14 protein-coding genes, 1 pseudogene and 1 riboswitch are annotated in these 17,107 nt (G+C 61.4%); of the genes and pseudogenes, 6 read left to right on the forward strand and 9 right to left on the reverse strand.

Going from position 1 to position 17,107, the window contains the following annotated elements; all coding sequences use genetic code 11:
- Nucleotides 1-21 precede the first annotated feature (21 nt).
- Nucleotides 22-366: a hypothetical protein gene (locus MUM_RS0113635; protein ID WP_010170520.1), complete on the forward strand. Its 345-nt coding sequence runs from the start codon at nt 22-24 to the stop codon at nt 364-366.
- A 9-nt stretch (nt 367-375) separates the two neighbouring features.
- Here MUM_RS0113635 and MUM_RS0113640 read toward each other — a convergent pair whose 3' ends face one another.
- The 5 genes from MUM_RS0113640 to MUM_RS0113660 all read right to left on the reverse strand — a co-directional run bounded on the left by MUM_RS0113640 (nt 376) and on the right by MUM_RS0113660 (nt 9,484).
- Nucleotides 376-3,105, reverse strand: coding sequence for a LuxR C-terminal-related transcriptional regulator (locus MUM_RS0113640; RefSeq protein ID WP_010170523.1), 2,730 nt, complete (start codon nt 3,103-3,105; stop codon nt 376-378).
- A gap of 310 nt (nt 3,106-3,415) precedes the next feature.
- Nucleotides 3,416-4,780 (reverse strand): DUF1329 domain-containing protein, encoded by a 1,365-nt coding sequence (locus MUM_RS0113645; RefSeq protein WP_010170524.1) that lies wholly within the window; start codon nt 4,778-4,780, stop codon nt 3,416-3,418.
- A gap of 43 nt (nt 4,781-4,823) precedes the next feature.
- The gene (locus MUM_RS0113650) at nt 4,824-6,707 is read right to left on the reverse strand and encodes a DUF1302 domain-containing protein (protein WP_010170530.1); all 1,884 of its coding nucleotides are present in this window, start codon (nt 6,705-6,707) and stop codon (nt 4,824-4,826) included.
- Between the two features lie 330 nt (nt 6,708-7,037).
- The gene (locus tag MUM_RS0113655; protein ID WP_010170531.1) at nt 7,038-8,720 is read right to left on the reverse strand and encodes a fatty acid--CoA ligase; all 1,683 of its coding nucleotides are present in this window, start codon (nt 8,718-8,720) and stop codon (nt 7,038-7,040) included.
- 131 nt (nt 8,721-8,851) lie between these two features.
- Nucleotides 8,852-9,484: a LysE family translocator gene (locus MUM_RS0113660; protein WP_010170532.1), complete on the reverse strand. Its 633-nt coding sequence runs from the start codon at nt 9,482-9,484 to the stop codon at nt 8,852-8,854.
- An 84-nt stretch (nt 9,485-9,568) separates the two neighbouring features.
- Here MUM_RS0113660 and MUM_RS0113665 point away from each other — a divergent pair, with 84 nt between their 5' ends.
- The 3 genes from MUM_RS0113665 to MUM_RS0113675 all read left to right on the forward strand — a co-directional run bounded on the left by MUM_RS0113665 (nt 9,569) and on the right by MUM_RS0113675 (nt 12,407).
- Entirely contained in the window at nt 9,569-10,534 is a 966-nt protein-coding gene (locus tag MUM_RS0113665; protein ID WP_010170533.1) for a 2-hydroxyacid dehydrogenase, read from the forward strand.
- Between the two features lie 30 nt (nt 10,535-10,564).
- Nucleotides 10,565-11,563 (forward strand): class I SAM-dependent methyltransferase, encoded by a 999-nt coding sequence (locus tag MUM_RS0113670; RefSeq protein ID WP_010170534.1) that lies wholly within the window; start codon nt 10,565-10,567, stop codon nt 11,561-11,563.
- Nucleotides 11,564-11,613: 50 nt separating this feature from the next.
- Nucleotides 11,614-11,735, forward strand: a riboswitch (yybP-ykoY riboswitch).
- Nucleotides 11,736-11,822: 87 nt separating this feature from the next.
- Nucleotides 11,823-12,407: a TMEM165/GDT1 family protein gene (locus MUM_RS0113675; RefSeq protein WP_003216166.1), complete on the forward strand. Its 585-nt coding sequence runs from the start codon at nt 11,823-11,825 to the stop codon at nt 12,405-12,407.
- Nucleotides 12,408-12,565: 158 nt separating this feature from the next.
- Here the strand turns inward: MUM_RS0113675 and MUM_RS0113680 are convergent, their stop codons facing one another.
- Nucleotides 12,566-13,384 carry a M48 family metallopeptidase gene (locus MUM_RS0113680; RefSeq protein ID WP_010170535.1) on the reverse strand — a complete coding sequence of 273 codons (819 nt, stop codon included), beginning with the start codon at nt 13,382-13,384 and terminating at the stop codon, nt 12,566-12,568.
- Between the two features lie 1,333 nt (nt 13,385-14,717).
- On the opposite strand from MUM_RS0113680, the pseudogene MUM_RS1000000135015 reads away from it, so the two are divergent.
- Nucleotides 14,718-14,918: pseudogene (locus tag MUM_RS1000000135015) on the forward strand (HAMP domain-containing protein); the annotation flags it as partial.
- A 114-nt stretch (nt 14,919-15,032) separates the two neighbouring features.
- Nucleotides 15,033-15,776, forward strand: coding sequence for a methyl-accepting chemotaxis protein (locus MUM_RS1000000135020; RefSeq protein WP_371318568.1), 744 nt, complete (start codon nt 15,033-15,035; stop codon nt 15,774-15,776).
- Nucleotides 15,777-15,906: 130 nt separating this feature from the next.
- Here MUM_RS1000000135020 and MUM_RS0113690 read toward each other — a convergent pair whose 3' ends face one another.
- The 3 genes from MUM_RS0113690 to MUM_RS0113700 are packed head-to-tail and all read right to left on the reverse strand — an operon-like array spanning nt 15,907 to nt 17,014.
- Nucleotides 15,907-16,527, reverse strand: a complete 621-nt coding sequence (locus tag MUM_RS0113690; protein ID WP_010170537.1) for an SOS response-associated peptidase — start codon at nt 16,525-16,527, stop codon at nt 15,907-15,909.
- 36 nt (nt 16,528-16,563) lie between these two features.
- The gene (locus MUM_RS0113695) at nt 16,564-16,824 is read right to left on the reverse strand and encodes a putative signal transducing protein (protein ID WP_010170538.1); all 261 of its coding nucleotides are present in this window, start codon (nt 16,822-16,824) and stop codon (nt 16,564-16,566) included.
- Nucleotides 16,825-16,834: 10 nt separating this feature from the next.
- Complete coding sequence (locus MUM_RS0113700; RefSeq protein ID WP_010170539.1) at nt 16,835-17,014, reverse strand: CPXCG motif-containing cysteine-rich protein; 180 nt, start codon at nt 17,012-17,014, stop codon at nt 16,835-16,837.
- Nucleotides 17,015-17,107 lie beyond the last annotated feature (93 nt).

The raw sequence follows: 17,107 nt of genomic DNA on the forward strand, positions 1-17,107 counted from the left end.
ATTGATCCAAGGGATTGAGACATGCGCACATTCTGGAAGTGGTACCTGCAACTGCTGGAGAACGACTTCAGCACCCAAGTCTTCGACAATGTGAAGAACCTGCTGGTATGCGCGCTGCTGTTTGCCGCGGGTACCAATGCACTGGCCGGGAAGCCCGAATTGTTCCTCGGCATATTGGCCTCAAGCGTGGCCGGGTGGGGGCTGATCGTGGTCTCGACCTTGCTGATGGTGCTGAATGTGAGCGATGGCATCCGCAGGCTGGCCAAGCTGCGTTATCACTTGGTGCTGCAACTGCTGCTTATCCTGGTCTATGTGCTGGTGGCAGCCCGCGTGGTGGAAATCGTCTGGGGCTTTCGATCCCATTGATCCAGGTTGCTACCCCAACAACCCCATCTCCTGAGCCCGCGCCACTGCCTGAGTTCGCCGCTCCACCCCCAGCTTGCTGTTGATATGGCTCGCATGGGTCTTCACGGTGTGCAGGGAGATGAACAACTGATTGCTGATTTCCTGGTTCGAACAGCCTTGGGCAATCAAGTGCAGTACCGCCAGCTCGCGGGTGCTCAGGGTCTCAAGGGTGTGCGGGGTTTCAACCACCGCGACCTCCGGCAAGAGGGCCAGCAAGCTCTGGTTCAGCAGGCCATGGGAATCCCGGGCAAGCTGCTCCCGCGACCAGTCGGGATAGCGCTCCAACACGCGCTGGAAGGGTTGCATCGCGCCACCGGCAGCCGCCTCAAGCGCACGGGCAAACACCGGCCGGGCCTGCGCCTCCTGTCCACCGTCCAGCAATAACAGCGCCTGCTGGGTCAATGCCATCAGGCTGATCATCTGCCGGCCGCTGTTATGGGCCTGGCTTGCCAGTTCGTCGAGCCGTTGCAGTGACGCCATCGGCTGATGACGGATAGCGTCGAGCGCCGCCTGTTGCAGTTCGATATGTTGCGGCAGGTGCGGGTGAAACTCCGGCGCAGCGGCGGCCTGTTCACCGTTGTAGGTTTGCCCCAGCCGGGTCAGCCAGGCGTCGGCCAGGTCGGTACGCCCCTGGGCCAGCCACAGCTCGCATTTGACCAGGGTGATCATCGCCAGATAGAAAATCGGCGGCACGTCCCAGATGTGCATCAAGCGCTCAGCCTCGGCCAGCTCGGCAAAGGCCATGGGGAAATCGCCACGGCGGCCTTCGAAGCTGGCAATCACGCAATGGCCGATCAATACGCTGATGTCCCGACAGGCCCGTGCCTCGGCCAATCCGGCACGCAGGCGGGCCAGCCCGGCTTCGGGCTGGCAGCGCATCAGCAACAGGTAGCCTTCATACAACGCCAGTCGGGCACGCACTGCGTACAGCCGTTGCGGCGCGAGGCCTTGCAAGCGTTGCAGGCCCTGGCGCACTTCATCCAGGGAACGCAGGATCTCGCCACGGGCCTGTAACACCCGCGCGCGGTCGTAATGGGCCAACGCCTCGAACAACGGATTGCCGACGCGCTGCGCCAGCTCCAGAGATTCGCGGTTCAGGCCACGGGCGCGCCACAGGTCGGCGTCGACGATGGCCAGGTTGGACAGGGTCGACAGGCACATCAACCGCTGGCCATAGCGTTTGTGCGGCAGGCTTTCCAGGGCCTCGCTGCAATACAACTGGGTCAGCTCGCGGTCGCCACGGCCCCGGGCAATGATTCCGCTGAGGGCCAGCCACTGGGCCAACATCGACTTTTGCGCGGTGGCCGACGGCGCCGGCAGAAAGCGGCTGAGATGGCTGGCCAGTTCCTGCGCCGCGTCCAGCTGGCAGGCCAGGCCCAACGCCCAGCTGTAGAGCACGATCAGGCGTGGCGTGCTCATCAACAAACTGTCGGGCAAGTCCATTTTCCAGCGCAGCAGCATGCCGACGTTTTGCTCCGCCAGCAGTTGCTCTTCGGACAGGTTCTGCACCAGGTTTGCCGCCACATCCAGGTGGCCCGCACGCAGCGCCTGCTCCACCGCCTCGTCGATCAAGCCCTGGGCATTGAACCAGCGGCAGGCCCGCAGGTGCAGGCTGGCTGCCGGCAACACGGCATTGCTCGCGCGCCGAGTGCGCAGCAGGTCGGAAAACAGATGGTGATAACGGTACCAGTGGCCCTGCTCGTCCAGCGGCACCAGGAATACCTGATGGGCTTGCAGGTAGCGCAGGATTTCCGTGCTGTCGTGGGCCTCGCGCACCGCGTCGCACAGTTCGCTGCAAAAACGCTCCTGGGAGGCGGTGTCGTAGAGAAACGCCTGGACCTCCGAGGGCAGGCAGTCGATGACTTCTTCGAGCAGGTAGTCGCGGATCAGCCCTTCCCCGCCGTGCAAGCCTTGGGGTAGCGCGCCTTCGCTGCCGGCCTCGGAAGCCGCCAGCAGCCAGAAACGCAGGCCGGCCACCCAGCCTTCACTGCGCCTGATCAGGTTGTCCAGGGCCTCGCCGCGCAATGAACTGCTGTGGCGATCCAGCAAGGCCAGGGATTCGGCGTGGGTCAGGCGCAGGTCCTGCTCGTGCAGTTCCAGCAAATGCCGGGACAGGCGCAGGCGCGCCAGGTGCCAGTCGGGACGCTGACGGCTGGTGACCAGCACCAGCAGGCCGTCGGGCAGATGATTGAGGAAGAATTGCAGGCAGCGGTCGAGTACCGGGCCCTGGGCCAGATGGTAGTCATCCAGCACCAGCAACAGTGGCGCCTGGGTGGAAAGGTGCACCGTCAGCTCATCCAGCAGGCCGTCGAGCCACTCTTCAAAGGCGAAAGGTTGATGACGCTGGCGCATTTTCAGCAAGCCCAGGGACTGGGCGCCCAACTGCGGGAAGAATTGCTGCAAGCCGTCGAGCAGGCGCTCAAGGAAACGTCCCGGGTCATTGTCCCGTGGGCTGAGGCCCAGCCACAAGCTTTGCCAGTGGGGCGGCAGGCTCTGGCAGAACTCCACCGCCAGCGAACTCTTGCCGAACCCGGCCGGCGCGCTGACCAGCAACAGACGCCCGGCCAGCCCTTCACTCAGCCGTTCGCACAGGCGCGGTCGCAACACGTAGCCATCAGGCAGTGGGGGTCGATAGAAGCGACCTTCCAGGGTCGGAATCACCGCGCTGGCAGGCCCTTGAATTCGGGACAGATCAGTCATCGCCGGGCTCTTGTAGAAGGCTGTTGTCGGCATTGCAGATGTCCGCAGACTAGCGGTAAAAGCGGCAGCTTTGTAGATCTTTGCAACAATTGTCTGAAAAAGACTACAACAAAAAATATCCGGAGTTCTTCTGGAACGACCGACACTCTGTGGCGAGGGAGCTTGCTCCCGCTGGAGTGCGCAGCGCTCCCGTTTTTGGGGCTGCTACGCAGCCCAGCGGGAGCAAGCTCCCTCGCCACAGTGGTCGCGCAAAAAAAAGCCCCGAACCAGTCGGGGCGTTTTTCGAGGATGCGGCCTCTGTTACAGCAAGTTAGCGAACACCATCCTGACGCAGGGCCGCCGGGGTGAAGTCGCTGGTGGTGGCGGTGAAGCCGAAGTCATAAGCCTGTTTCTCTTCGTTCTTCATGCCCAGGGCCAGGTAGCGGCCGGACTGCAGGTCGTAGAGGGTTTCGAGGGCATACCACGGCACTTGTTTGTCGTAGTAGTTCTCGGCATGGGCTTCAGCCACGCGCCACAGTTGGCCACGACCGTCGTAGTGGTCGATGACCGCGGCTTGCCAGGTGTCTTCGTCGATGAAGAAGTCACGCTTGGCATAGATGTGGCGCTGGCCTTCCTTCAGGGTTGCAACCACATGCCACACACGACGCAGCTCGTAGCGAGCCAGGTCCTGGTTGATGTGGCCGGCCTTGATGATGTCGACATACTTGAGCTTCGGATCGTCGAGCTTGTAGCTGTTTTCGGCGATGTACAGTTCCTTCTTGCCTTCCAGTTTCCAGTCGTAGCGATCCGGCGCGCCGTTGAACATGTCGAGGTTGTCGGAGGTACGCAGGCCGTCGGCGGCGGTACCCGGGCCGTCATACGACACTTGCGGCGCCCGGCGCACACGGCGCTGGCCGGCGTTGTAGACCCACGCCGAACGCGGCTCTTTCACCTGGTCGAGGGTTTCGTGCACCAGCAGCACACCACCGGCCAGACGTGCCGGCGCGGTCACTTGCTGCTTGAAGTAGAACAGGATGTTGCCCGGGTTTTTCGGGTCGTAGTCCTTCATCTTGTCGCGGAACACAAACTGGTCGCGGAAGTACACCAGGCTGAACGAACCGTTGGTTTGCGGCGTGGCCTGGGTCACCAGGCGGGTCACGCTGCCGCCGCGATAGCGGGTGATGTGGTTCCAGATGACTTCCACGCCGCTTTTCGGAATCGGGAACGGTACGGCGGTTTCGAAGTTTTCCAGGCCGTTGCCGCCGGACACCAGGTTGGTGTTGGTGGCGTTTTTCTTGATGGCCGCAAACACATCAGCCGGCACGGTAGCGCCGCGATGGGTCGGGTAGACCGGCATCTTGAAGGTGTCCGGGTAGCGCTTGAACATCGCGTACTGCCCCGGCGCCAGCTTGTCCTTGTACTGCTCGACGTTCTGCGCGGTGATGATGAATTGCGGTTGCTCGCTGGCGTACGGGTTGGCCAGGAAGCCACGGGCATCCACCGCGCCGGCGTTGGTCGGCAGCGGTGACCATTTAGGGATGGTGCCGGCCGCGTTGCCGGCCATTTCAGCGCCCATCGGGGTCAGGGTCGTACCCAGCTTGGCGGCTTCATCCGCCGAGACTGCCGCCATGACGCTGCTCGTCATGATCGACAGCCCCAGCACACCCACCTGCAACAGATTTTTAGTTATTTTCATGTTCTGGTTCTTCCTTAAAACATACTGCTTAAAGAGAGTGTGCTTAGAAGTTCACGCCGACGCTGAGGGCGACAAAGTCGCGGTCGTCCACGGTGCTGAAGTCGCCACCGAAGAAGTTGGTGTAGTTCAGGCTCGCGGTGTAGGTGTTCTGGTATTCAGCATCCAGTCCGAGGCTGACCGCCTTGCGGCCTTCCTCGAAGTTGCCGCCAGGGCCAGGTGAATAACCTTTGACGTCATGGGACCAGGCGACGTTAGGCTTGAGGTTTACACCGGCGAAGACGTCCGGGTATTCCCAGATCGCCCGGCCGCGGTAGCCCCAGGAAGTCGCCGTGGTGAAGCCGTCATTGTTGCAGTTGGTATTCAGGCCATTGGCGTTAGGCAGCCCCGCGCCTTGTGCAGTGGAGTTGTTGAGCGCAGGGCACGCGCCGTTAGGCAAAGTACCTGGGCCGAACACCGGATCACGTCCATAGCGAACTTTGGACTTGCTCTCCAAACCACCGACATAGGTCATGCCGACTTCGCCCACCAGCGTCAGGCGACTGGCGCCCATCACTTGGTCAAAGAAGTGGGTGAACGTGGTTTGGAGTTGAGTGATCTCCTTGCGGCGGTAACCATCCAGGTCCTGCCCCGGAACTCCTTTCAAGAGCGAGGCGTTGCCCAGCAGCGGACCACCCAGAGGCACCACGCCGGCATACAGGATATCGGTAGAGTTCAACTGCACCGGCGCATTCGGCCGATAACTCAATTCACCGCTCCATGCCGTACCGGTAGGCAAGGTGGTGGAGAAACTCAAACCGTAGAGACGAATGTCTTCCGGATAATCAATAAAGTAGTTGGAGTTCCCCGCCACCACCAGTGGTGCAAGCGCACCAAACGGCCCTAACCCACCGCGCGCGATGCCGTCATAAACCGACTGCGGAGCACCATGCGCACTGAATATCGGTGCACGGCTGTGATAGTTCATGAAATAAGCGCCGAACTCGGTATCAAGCGGCTCGAAGTTGTAATGCATGGCCACACCAAACTGGCCACTGTCCCGTGCATTGTCGTTCGGACCACGGCGTACCAAAACACCCTCGTTGTTTACATCTACCCCATTTCTTGCGAGCAACGGCAAAGTCAGCCCGGGAACGGGAATCGTCGAGCGCTTGTTCAACACCCGCAAGTTGTCGTTACAGCCAGTGGTCACGATGTCCGGCTGCGAGAAAAACGTACCGCAGTTGTCCGTAACGGTCTTGTCCCAACCAATCTGATAGAAGCCCTCAGCCGACAAGTTATCGGTCAGGGTCTGGGACACGTAGAACATGTTGACCGGAATCAGGCCCTCCTTGATCTCGGCCCCCGGGCGACGGAACGCGGCCACGTCGATCGGGTTGATGGCGTTGATACCGCCACCAATGAAGGTGCTCTCGCCCCAGCTCACGACCTGCTTGCCCAACCGCACGGAACCCGGCTCATCGCCTATCGCGTAGTTGTGGTAAACGAAGGCGTCGAGAATCTGCCCGCCGGAAGAGCGGGCGCCTGTCGGGCGGTTGTTGTCGCTGATGTTCTTGAAGTCGAGGTCGTCGTCTTTGAGCTTGAAGTCATACCAGTACTTGCCCCGGACAAACACGCCGGTGTCGCCGTATTTCAACTCGAGGTCATGGATACCCTTGAAGATCTTCGAGAAGGAATCACCCTTGTCGAAGTTCAGGTGACCGTCATCAGAGGTTTGCGACAAACCCCTGCCACCATTGTTGGCGCCAATCAGGTCTTTGTTGCGACCCGCCGTCGACCAACTGGCCCCGACCGACAGGGACGAGTCAAAGCTGCCTTCGATTTCACCGATGTTGAAACTGACGCCGAATGCAGGCCCGGCGAGCGTAGAGGCGAGGCTGACGGCCAAAGGCAGTTTTGCCCGGCGCCAGAACTGGTGTGCTGAGATCATCGACGCTACTCCATGTGCATTATTGTTATGGCAGTGAGTCGTTTCTAAGGGCTTGTAACGGCCGGAATACAACGATTCCAATGCCGGGCGAACACATGAACCCGCCGGGCTCACAGCACCGCACCTTGAAAAACTCTGGGATGGACTATAGCCAGCAGGGGGTACCGCTTGATCCCTCTAAAGTGTGATTTGCATCACCAACCCGTCTGCCACAGTCCTTTCGCCATGCTGGCGAAGACCAGCGAGGCAAGGATGGCTGAAAATCGGCAAATCACAAGTGAAGGCTTGGACTAGAGCGCTGCCGTGCCCGCGAGGGCACGGCAAGCAGCGTCAGAGGGTGGAAAGGAAGGTGCTGTTGTTGGCCTGCCATTCGATGATGTCGACACGGATACGTTTTTTGTCGAGCTTGCCGACGCTGGTCTTGGGAATTTCCGTAACAACGGCGATCTGGCTTGGAATCGCCCACTTGCTCAAGTGGCCCAATTCCACAAACGGCTTGAGATGTTCCTTGAGCTCCTTGGCCCCTATCACATGGCCATCACGCACCACCAGCAACGCAAACGGGCGCTCGCCCCACTGCGGGTCGGCAATCCCCACCACCGCTACTTCGCGTACCGCCGGGTGGCGGCTGACCAGGTCTTCCAGCGCCAGGGAGGAGATCCACTCGCCGCCGGTCTTGATCACATCCTTGATGCGGTCACGAATATCGATCACGCCAAACGCGTCGAGGGTGGCCACGTCGCCGGTGTGCATCCAGCCGCCGGCCCAGAGTTCGGCGCCTTTCTGCGGCTCGTTGAAATAGCCTTCGCTGAGCCACGGCGCGCGCAGTACCAGCTCGCCCTGGGATTCACCGTCGGCGGGCAGGAAGTTGCCGTCACCGTCGATGATCGCCGCCTCCACCAGCGGCCCGGGCACGCCGGCCTTGATGCGGTAGGTGGTGCGTTCGTCTTCGGTGCCGGCCATCAATTCTTCATTGAGGTGCGCGCAGGACACCAGCGGCCCGGTCTCGGACATGCCGTACGCCGCCGTCAGTTGAATCCCGCGGGCCTTGGACGCTTCATACAGCGAACGGTTGAGGGCGCTGCCGCCGATCACGATTTTCCAACCGCCGAAATCCACGCCCTGCCCGGCCTTGGCGTTGAGCACCATTTGCAGGATCGTCGGCACGCAATGGGAGAACGTGACCTTCTCCTTGCGCCACAGCTCCACCAGGTATTCGGGGTCGTAGCGGCCGGGGTAGACCTGCTTCAGGCCGAGCATGGTCGCCACATACGGCAGGCCCCAGGCGTGCACGTGGAACATCGGGGTGATCGGCATGTAGACATCATTGGTGCCCAGCAGGCGCACGCTGTCGACGCTGCCCATGATGGTTGCCACGCCCATGGTGTGCAGCACCAGTTGGCGGTGGGTGAAATACACGCCTTTGGGATTGCCAGTGGTGCCGGTGGTGTAGAAGGTGGTGGCGACGGAGTTTTCGTCGAAATCCTGGAAGTCGTACCGGGGGCTTGCCGCCGCCAGCAGCGTTTCGTACTCACCCACGAGGTGGGGCAGCTCGGCGGTTTTTTCCGCGCCGTCGGTGAGCAGCAGGGTTTTCTTGACGGTGGTGAGGTGGCCGGCGATGGCCTGGTAGAGCCCCACAAACTCGCTGTTGACCAGCACAAAGCGGTCCTCGGCGTGGTTCATGGTGTAGAGAATCTGTTCCGGCGACAGGCGCACATTGATGGTGTGGATCACCGCACCGATCATCGGGATGGCGAACATGCATTCCAGGTAACGATGGCTGTCCCAGTCCATCACGGCCACGGTGTCACCGGCCTTGACCCCGGCCTCGGTCAGCACATTGGCCAGGCGGGCGACGCGCTCGATCAGGGTTGGATAGGTGTAACGCAACTGGTCGCGGTAGACGATTTCCCGGGTCTTCTCGTAGCGTGTCCCGGACATCAACAGGCGTTTGATCAACAGCGGGTATTGGTAGGCGCCTTCGGCGGGCGGGATAACACGAGTCTGCAACATACGAATCCCTTATCTGACTGCACGGTCTTGGCTGAAACATCTGCACTGTAGAGCGCTTATGTTTCAGCCAAATCAGCCAAAGGAATGATTTGCAGAGCCCAATGAATGCTAGCTTTGCGCCAGCATCCGGCTTATTTCATGCTGGTAAAGGCCAGCTTCACACCGATGGCAATCAGCACCGCGCCCATGGTGCGGTCGAACCAGTGGCCCATGCGCGCAAAACCGGCGCGTACGCGTTGCTGGCTGAACAGCATCGCCACCAGGCAAAACCAGATCGCAGTGGCCACGGCCAGGTACACGCCGTAACCGGCCTGGATCGCCAGCGGCGTGTGGGGGTTGATCACCACGGTGAACAGCGACAGGAAGAACAGCGTGGCCTTGGGGTTCAAGCCGTTGGTGACAAACCCCGACGTGAACGCGCCGCGCGCGGTGCGCTCGCCCACCTCAAGGTGCAGGTCTTCTTCACTGGCAGGCTTGGCCGGCTGGGCGCGCAGGGCCTTGAAGCCGATGTACAGCAGGTAGGCCGCCGCCGCCCATTTCAGCGCGTTGAACAGCACGATGGACTGGGACACGATCAAGCCGATGCCCAACAGCGAATACCCCACGTGCAGGAAAATCGCCGAACCGACGCCCAGCGCCGTCCAGGTGCCGGCGCGCCGGCCATGGGTCACGCTTTCACGTACCACCACGGCGAAATCCGGGCCAGGGCTGGCCACCGCCAACAGGTGAATCAGTGCCACGGTCAAGAACTCGGTGAGGTACATGCACACTCCAGGAAGTAACTGATTATTTCATCTGATAGGCTCGGCAGATTACGCCTTCACATCCCGCCGCAAAAGGTACAGTTGATGACGAACAATCGCCGCGCCGTCTTCCTTGATCACCCTTCCCTGGACCTCGGGGACCTGGACCTCAACGGGTTGCGGGCCATCTTCAGCGAACTGAGCCTGTACGAGCAGACTACCCCGCAGAACGTTGTAGAGCGCCTGCAAGGCGCGCAGGTGGCGATCAGCAACAAGATCGCGCTGAATGCCGAAACCCTGGCGGCGTGCCCCGAGCTGAAGCTGATCCTGGTGACCGCCACCGGCACCAACAACGTCGACCTCGACGCCGCCCGCGCCCACGGCGTGACCGTGAGCAATTGCCAGGGTTACGGCACGCCGTCGGTGGCGCAGCACACGATCATGCTGCTGCTCAACCTGGCGACACGCCTGAACGACTATCAGCGGGATGTAAACGCTGGGCTCTGGCAGCAAGCCAAGCAGTTCTGCCTGCTGGACTATCCAATCGTGGAACTGGCAGGCAAGACCCTGGGCCTGCTGGGCCATGGCGAATTGGGCGGTGCCGTGGCGCGCCTGGCTGAAGCCTTTGGCATGCGGGTGATCCTCGGCGCGATCCCGGGACGCCCTGCCCGGGCTGATCGCGTGCCGCTGGACGAGTTGCTGGCGCAGGTCGACGCACTGACCCTGCACTGCCCGCTCAACGAATACACCCGCGACTTTATCGGTGCCCGCGAACTGGCGCTGCTCAAGCCCGGCGCATTTATCGTCAACACGGCACGCGGTGGTTTGATCAACGAACAGGCGCTGGCCGATGCCTTGCGCAGCGGACACCTGGGCGGCGCAGCGACCGATGTATTGAGCGTAGAACCCCCGGTCAACGGCAACCCGCTGCTGGCCGGTGACATCCCTCGACTGATCGTCACGCCGCACAATGCGTGGGGCAGCCGCGAAGCCCGGCAGCGCATCGTCGGCCAATTGATCGAAAACGCCGAGGGCTTTTTCAGCGGCGCCCCGCTGCGCGTCGTCAGTTGATAAACTGCGCCCCTTTTCAAGGAGCAGACCATGGATCCGCGCAGTGAAGTACTGCTTCGTCAGGCCGAACTTTTTCAAGGCGACGTGCTGCTGGTGGGCTTGCCCGCCGACGACCTGCTGGGCCGCCTGCCCAATGCCCATGGCTGGAGCTGGCACGCCGGCGATCAGGCGGCACTGGACGCACGCTTTGCCGAGCGCAGCCAGTTCGGCGTGAACGTGCCCGAGCGTTCGTTCGAGACGGCGGTGGTGTTCCTGCCCAAGTCCAAGGACCTCACCGACTACCTGCTCAATGCCGTGGCGGCGCGCTTGCCTGGCAAAGAGTTGTACCTGGTGGGGGAAAAGAAAGGCGGCATCGAAAGCGCGGCCAAACAACTGAACCCGTTCGGCAAACCACGCAAGCTCGACAACGCGCGGCACTGTCAGTTGTGGCTGGTCACGGTGGCCAACGCCCCCGAACCGGTAGCGCTGGAAAGCCTGGCGCAGGTGTTCGAGGTGCCGCTGGCTGAAGGGCCGCTAAAAGTCGTGAGCCTGCCGGGCGTGTTCAGTCACGGTCGGCTGGATCGCGGTACGGCGCTGCTGCTGGAGCATCTGGACAAGTTGCCGAGTGGTCATTTGCTGGATTTCGGTTGCGGGGCGGGCGTGCTCGGGGCGGCGGTCAAGCGTCGCTATCCGCATAACACCGTCACGATGCTCGACGTGGATGCCTTTGCCGCGGCCAGCAGTCGCCTGACATTGGCCGCCAATGGCCTGGAAGCCGAGGTGTTGACCGGTGATGGCATCGACGCCGCGCCGATGAATCTGAACACGATTCTGAGCAACCCGCCGTTTCATGTCGGGGTGCACACCGATTATTTCGCCACCGAGAACTTGCTGCGAAAAGCGGCCAAACATCTGGCAAAAGGCGGCGAACTTCGCCTGGTTGCGAATAGCTTCCTGAAGTACCAACCGCTGATCGAAGAGCATCTGGGCGTGTGCGCAATCAAGGCAGAAGGCCAGGGTTTTCGCATTTACCGTGCCAAGCGCGGCTGAACTCTTTTTCCAAAAGAAGGCTTGCCGAATGGATTTTGCCTAGGCAGAATCCGCTCCGTCCTAGGGGAGTAGTCTCCCACGAGCGCCACGCTCGTCCGGCATACGTCAACATACTTGGTCAACAGACCATGGCGTATGCGACCCAGGAGTCCGCACAGACGGACCGGGGTTTGACAAGACCTATGACACGAACACCTTACCCGGGGCGGGAAGGCTGTACGTGTCATAGCCGTGTCGACCCGCCCCTGGAACTTACCTGATGCTGGATTCTCTGCTCGTCCCTACCGCAATCGTTGCCTTGGCCGAAATTGGCGACAAGACGCAACTGCTCGCGCTCATTCTTGCTGCACGCTTTCGCAAACCCTGGCCGATCATCGCCGGCATCGTCGCCGCGACCTTGGCCAACCATGCGGCCGCCGGTGCCGTGGGGGCCTGGTTCGGGAGTTTCTTCTCGGACGCGGTGTTGCACTGGATCCTCGCGGCGAGCTTCTGCGCCACGGCGCTGTGGACCCTGGTACCCGACAAACTCGACGATGACGAAGCCAGCACCTCCCGCAAATTCGGGCCGTTCCTGACCACACTGATCGCATTCTTCCTCGCGGAAATCGGCGACAAGACCCAGATCGCTACCGTGATGCTCGCGGCGCAATACCCGGAACTGTGGCTGGTGATTATCGGCACGACCCTGGGCATGTTGATTGCCAACGTACCGGTGGTGCTGGCAGGGAATTTTGCGGCGGATAAATTGCCGCTGACGCTGATTCGTCGATTGGCGGCCACGGCGTTTTTCATCCTGGCAATCGTTGCGGTGTACAAGGCCATGCAGAGCAGTGGCTGGATCTAGACACGACCCATGTGGGGCTGGGCTTGTGTAGGAGCTGGCTTGCCTGCGATAGCATCACCTCGGTGCAACTGGCACACCGAGGTGCCTGCATCGCGGGCAAGCCCGGCTCCCACACAAGCCGGGCTCCCACATTTAGATTTGCATTTCAGCCTTATGAATCAGGACTTTTTGGCCTGTTGATACAACGGCATCACCTTCGGAATCGCCGCCTGCAACGAGGCGATCCGGCTGCTGGAGGCCGGGTGAGTGCTCATGAACTCAGGTGGCGAGCCTTCCGAGGCCTTGGCCATTTTGTTCCACAGGGTAATCGCCGCGTTCGGGTTGTAACCGGCACGCGCCGACAACTCCAGGCCGATCAGGTCTGCTTCGTTTTCATTGCTGCGGCTGTTGGGCAAGGTCATGCCGTAGTTGGCCACGGTATCGGCCAACGCCATGCTGTCCTGACCCAGGCCGAACAACGCGCCGGCCCCCTGCTTCGCCATCTCGATACCGTAGGCCTTGGACATGGCTTCGCGACCGTGTTCACGCAAGGCGTGGGCAATTTCATGACCCATCACGGCGGCGAGTTCATCGTCGGTCAACTTGAGATTATCGATCAGCGCGCTGTACACGAAGATCTTGCCGCCAGGCCCACAGTTGGCGTTCATCTCGTCACTTTTGATCAGGTTCACTTCCCACTTCCACTGCGCCGCATCCGGCCGGAACGTCGGCGCCTGGGCGATCAGGCGGTTGGCAATCGCCTGCACACGCTTGGCATTGGCGCTGGTCTTGTCCACCAGGCCTTTGCCGCTGGCTTCACCCAGGGTCTGCTGGTAGGACTGCGCATACATCTGGTCGACTTCCTGGCTCGACAACATGCTGAACATGTACTGCTTGCGCTCAACACCCACGGCACCGCCGCTGGTGGTGTTGACCGACTGGCAACCGGCGAGCAATACCGCCGTGCCCAACGCACATACCGCCACTGTCTTTTTCATCAACCTGCTCCCTGAAAACATGGCGCGTATCGTAGTCGGCCAAATGTATCGGCGCCAGATACAACAGACGTGTAGCCGCCTATTTTCAGATACATCCCACACTGCCGAAAAAAATTCATAAACCGCCGACGACCTTTCCATTTGCGACATTCGCCGATCCGGCACAGTCATTTTGAGGATATGCCCCTCATGTCTCCCCCGCTCGCGGCCGATATAAAAAAGCAGCCAATCTCCCCCTGCGCCCGGAGCCGTCATGAAGTTCAAGTCGATTCAATTTTCTGTCGCGGCACTGGCCGGGGCCATTGTCCTGAGCGTGGTGGCGGTGTTGGTGCTGTACGCCTTGTTCGCCGGGGCGCGTACCCAGGAGATGGTGCAGGAACGCACCCAGGGGCAATTCGAACAGATCATCGAGCAACGCCTGACCGCGCTGGCGCAAACCCAGGCGACGCTGATCCAGCGGGAACTGGAAGCGCCGCTGGTAACCGCCAAGGGCCTGGCCACCGCCAACGCCCTGATGGGCATGAAAGACGCCAACGGCAACCCGCAACTGGCGGTCTCCCGGGAACAGTTGATCAACCTGATCCACGAAACCGTGGTGCGCAACCCGAAGATTCTCGGTGCCTATATAGGCTGGGAAGCCAACGCCATCGACCACAACGACGCCGCCTATGTGAACAGCCCGGTGGTCGGTATCGAAACCAACGGCCGCTTCCTGCCCTGGTGGTTCCGCAATGCCGACGGCAGCCTGGGCCTGGATAAACTCGCGGACGTGGCCGACCAGACCATCCTCTCTACCGGCGTGCGCGCCAGTGAGTACTACCTCTGCTCCAAGGAAAGCAAAAAGCCCTGCGCCATCGACCCGGCCCCTTATAAGGTGGGCAACGCGATGGTGATGCTCGCCTCGTTTATCGAACCGATCATGATCGACGGCACCTTCCAGGGCATTGTCGGCGCCGACCTGTCGGTGAACTTCATCCAGGAAATGCTCACCAAGGCTGATCAGAATTTGTACAACGGCGCCGGTGAACTGGCGCTGATTTCCAGCAACGGCCGCCTGGTGGCCTACACCCAGGACGCCAGCAAGCTGGGGGAAAAAGCCAGTGACCTGCTCGACAGCAACGAACTGGCGAACCTCAGCCAACTGAAGATCGGCGAAGTACGCTACGACGTGGACAAGGAACACGGGCATATCGAGTTGTTCCTGCCGTTCAACATCGGCCAGACCGACGCCCGCTGGACCCTGATGATGCAACTGCCCCTGAGCGCAGTCATGGCCGACTTGCAGGCCATGCAGCATGACCTCGACGCCCAGCGCAAAACCGATATTTTCGGCATGGCCGTGGCCGGATTGCTGATTGCCGGCATCGGCTTGCTGGTGATCTGGCTGGTGGGCCACGGCATTGCCCGGCCGCTCAAGCAAATGGTGGCGATGCTCAATGACATCGCCCAGGGCGAAGGCGACCTGACCCGCCGCCTGACCAGTGATCGCGCCGACGAACTGGGGGCGATTGCCAGTGGCTTCAATACGTTCCTGGCCAAATTGCAGGGGATGATTACCCAGGTGGTGAGCTCGGTGCAGAAGGTCAGCGACTCGTCGGAACACACCGCTGACATCGCGATTCGCACCAACCAGGGCGTGCACAAGCAGATGGTCGAGATCGATCAGGTGGCCACCGCCGTACACGAGATGACCGCGACCGCCCAGGACGTGGCGCGCAACGCCACCCAGGCTGCCCAAGCCGCCAGCCACGCCGACCAGGCGGCGAGCCAGGGCATGCAGATTGTGCGCGACACCTCCACCTCCATCGGCGCCCTCGCCCAGGAAATCGGCAAGGCGGTCGGTGTGGTGCAGGCACTGGCCAAGGACAGCGAGAACATCAACGCCATCCTCACGGCGATTCGCGGGATTGCCGAGCAGACCAACCTGCTGGCGCTCAACGCGGCCATCGAGGCGGCGCGTGCCGGTGAGCAAGGACGCGGATTTGCGGTGGTGGCCGACGAGGTGCGCAACCTGGCGCAGAAGACCCAGAAGGCCACCGAAGAAATCCAGACCATGATCCAGCAACTGCAGCAAGGCACCCGCGACGTGGTGCGGGTGATGGAAGACAGCCAGAACCGCACCGACGAAAGCGTGCAACACGCAGCCAAGGCGGCACAGGCGCTGGAGACCATCACGCAGGCGGTGTCGGTGATCAACGACATGAACACCCAGATCGCCAGCGCCGCCGAGGAACAGAGTGCGGTGGCCGAGGACATCAACCGTAACGTGATCAATATCGGGCAAGTGGCCAATGAAGTGGCGGGCGGGGCGGACGAGTCGAGCGCGGCCAGCGCGGATTTGACCAAGCTGGCGGAGCAGCAGCGCCGGTTGATCAATCAGTTCAAGGTTTGAGGTTATTGGGTGAAGTTCAGGGCCTCATCGCAGGCAAGCCAGCTCCCACACTTTGAATGTATTCACAGATCAAAGGTGGGAGCTGGCTTGCCTGCGATAGGGCCCTAAACCCAAGCAAAAACCTGCAGGCTCAACCCGGCGTCAGGCACTCCGGCCCATTGAGTTTCGGATCGTTGACCATATTGGCCAGCACCCGCTCGCGCAACGCGGTGGGTTCACTGGCCAACAAGGCCTGCAAGGTGTGCAACGGCGTCTCGGGGTTCAGCCAGGCTGCCTGCCCCGCCGCATCGAGAATGAGCGGCCGCCGCTGGCTCTGCGCCGCCTGGGTCACCACCGCCGTACTCAACCACACCTGCTCCTGCACTGGATACGCTTCCCAGATCGCCGCAAAGAACAGCGTGCTGCCCTCCCCCGGCGTCAGCCAATACGGACGCTTGCGCTGGGTGCCGCGCCATTCGTAGAAACCGTTGGCCGGCAACAAACAGCGGCGCTGACGAAAGGCTTCGCGAAACATCGGTTGCTCCGCCAGGGTTTCCGCCCGGGCGTGGGCCGGCGTACGGGAAAGATCGGTCAGCCAGGGCGGCGTGAGGCCCCAGCGCGCCCGCGCCAGGGTGTGCTGGCCGTCGCTCAGGCGCTGGATCAGCACCGAATCATTGGGAGAAATGTTCCACTGGGCCTGCTGGTCGGCCGGAAAGCCCGGCAAGGCAGCAAACGTGGGGTTCCAGCGAAACAGGGCATAACGTCCACACATGGGGCAACACGACTCTTGGAGAAACTGGCCGACAGCCTAACAGACCAACACGTCGGGGAAGCTGTCGGGTTCATCACCCGGCACGGGTTGGGCCCCGTTGTAGGCGGTGATCAACTCACGGGCGTAGGCGGCCTGATCGTTCTCCACCGCCAGCGCCAGCAGGCCGTAGATCGGCAACTCACCGGTGCCACCCAGCAAATCGCGCCCCACCAGGTGCGCAGTGATGCCCTCGCTCTCGAGCATGCCCTGCAGCAATTCGCCTTCCATCAGGTTTTCCGGTTCGTAGATTCGCTGCATGGGCGTACCTTTATTCGTTCTCGCTGCGCACTTCGAGCATCCATTCATCACCATGAATCTGCAGGATGAAGGTAATGGGCCGGCAGCACACCGGGCAGTCCTCAATATAGTGCTGATCGCCCCCGGACAGGTCCAGTAACGCGGTGACTACCTCTCCACAATAAGGACATTCGTACGACTCCTCTTCCATCGCGGTCTCCCAGGTGACTTGTGCGTATAATCGCCGGTCTATTTACAGGGCTATTTTTCGTCCCGGCCAATTGCCCGGACCACGCCCTGATAT

It is taken from the genome of Pseudomonas sp. PAMC 25886 (assembly GCF_000242655.1).
Classification (GTDB): domain Bacteria; phylum Pseudomonadota; class Gammaproteobacteria; order Pseudomonadales; family Pseudomonadaceae; genus Aquipseudomonas.

Coding starts and splice junctions, on each gene's coding strand:
- MUM_RS0113665 (WP_010170533.1), top strand. CDS start 9,569: ATGACGAACAATCGCCGCGCCGTCTTCCTTGATCACCCTTCCCTGGAC.
- MUM_RS0113635 (WP_010170520.1), top strand. CDS start 22: ATGCGCACATTCTGGAAGTGGTACCTGCAACTGCTGGAGAACGACTTC.
- MUM_RS1000000135020 (WP_371318568.1), top strand. CDS start 15,033: ATGGTCGAGATCGATCAGGTGGCCACCGCCGTACACGAGATGACCGCG.
- MUM_RS0113660 (WP_010170532.1), bottom strand. CDS start 9,484: ATGTACCTCACCGAGTTCTTGACCGTGGCACTGATTCACCTGTTGGCG.
- MUM_RS0113700 (WP_010170539.1), bottom strand. CDS start 17,014: ATGGAAGAGGAGTCGTACGAATGTCCTTATTGTGGAGAGGTAGTCACC.
- MUM_RS0113690 (WP_010170537.1), bottom strand. CDS start 16,527: ATGTGTGGACGTTATGCCCTGTTTCGCTGGAACCCCACGTTTGCTGCC.
- MUM_RS0113695 (WP_010170538.1), bottom strand. CDS start 16,824: ATGCAGCGAATCTACGAACCGGAAAACCTGATGGAAGGCGAATTGCTG.
- MUM_RS0113645 (WP_010170524.1), bottom strand. CDS start 4,780: ATGAAAATAACTAAAAATCTGTTGCAGGTGGGTGTGCTGGGGCTGTCG.
- MUM_RS0113675 (WP_003216166.1), top strand. CDS start 11,823: ATGCTGGATTCTCTGCTCGTCCCTACCGCAATCGTTGCCTTGGCCGAA.
- MUM_RS0113670 (WP_010170534.1), top strand. CDS start 10,565: ATGGATCCGCGCAGTGAAGTACTGCTTCGTCAGGCCGAACTTTTTCAA.
- MUM_RS0113680 (WP_010170535.1), bottom strand. CDS start 13,384: ATGAAAAAGACAGTGGCGGTATGTGCGTTGGGCACGGCGGTATTGCTC.
- MUM_RS0113655 (WP_010170531.1), bottom strand. CDS start 8,720: ATGTTGCAGACTCGTGTTATCCCGCCCGCCGAAGGCGCCTACCAATAC.
- MUM_RS0113640 (WP_010170523.1), bottom strand. CDS start 3,105: ATGACTGATCTGTCCCGAATTCAAGGGCCTGCCAGCGCGGTGATTCCG.
- MUM_RS0113650 (WP_010170530.1), bottom strand. CDS start 6,707: ATGATCTCAGCACACCAGTTCTGGCGCCGGGCAAAACTGCCTTTGGCC.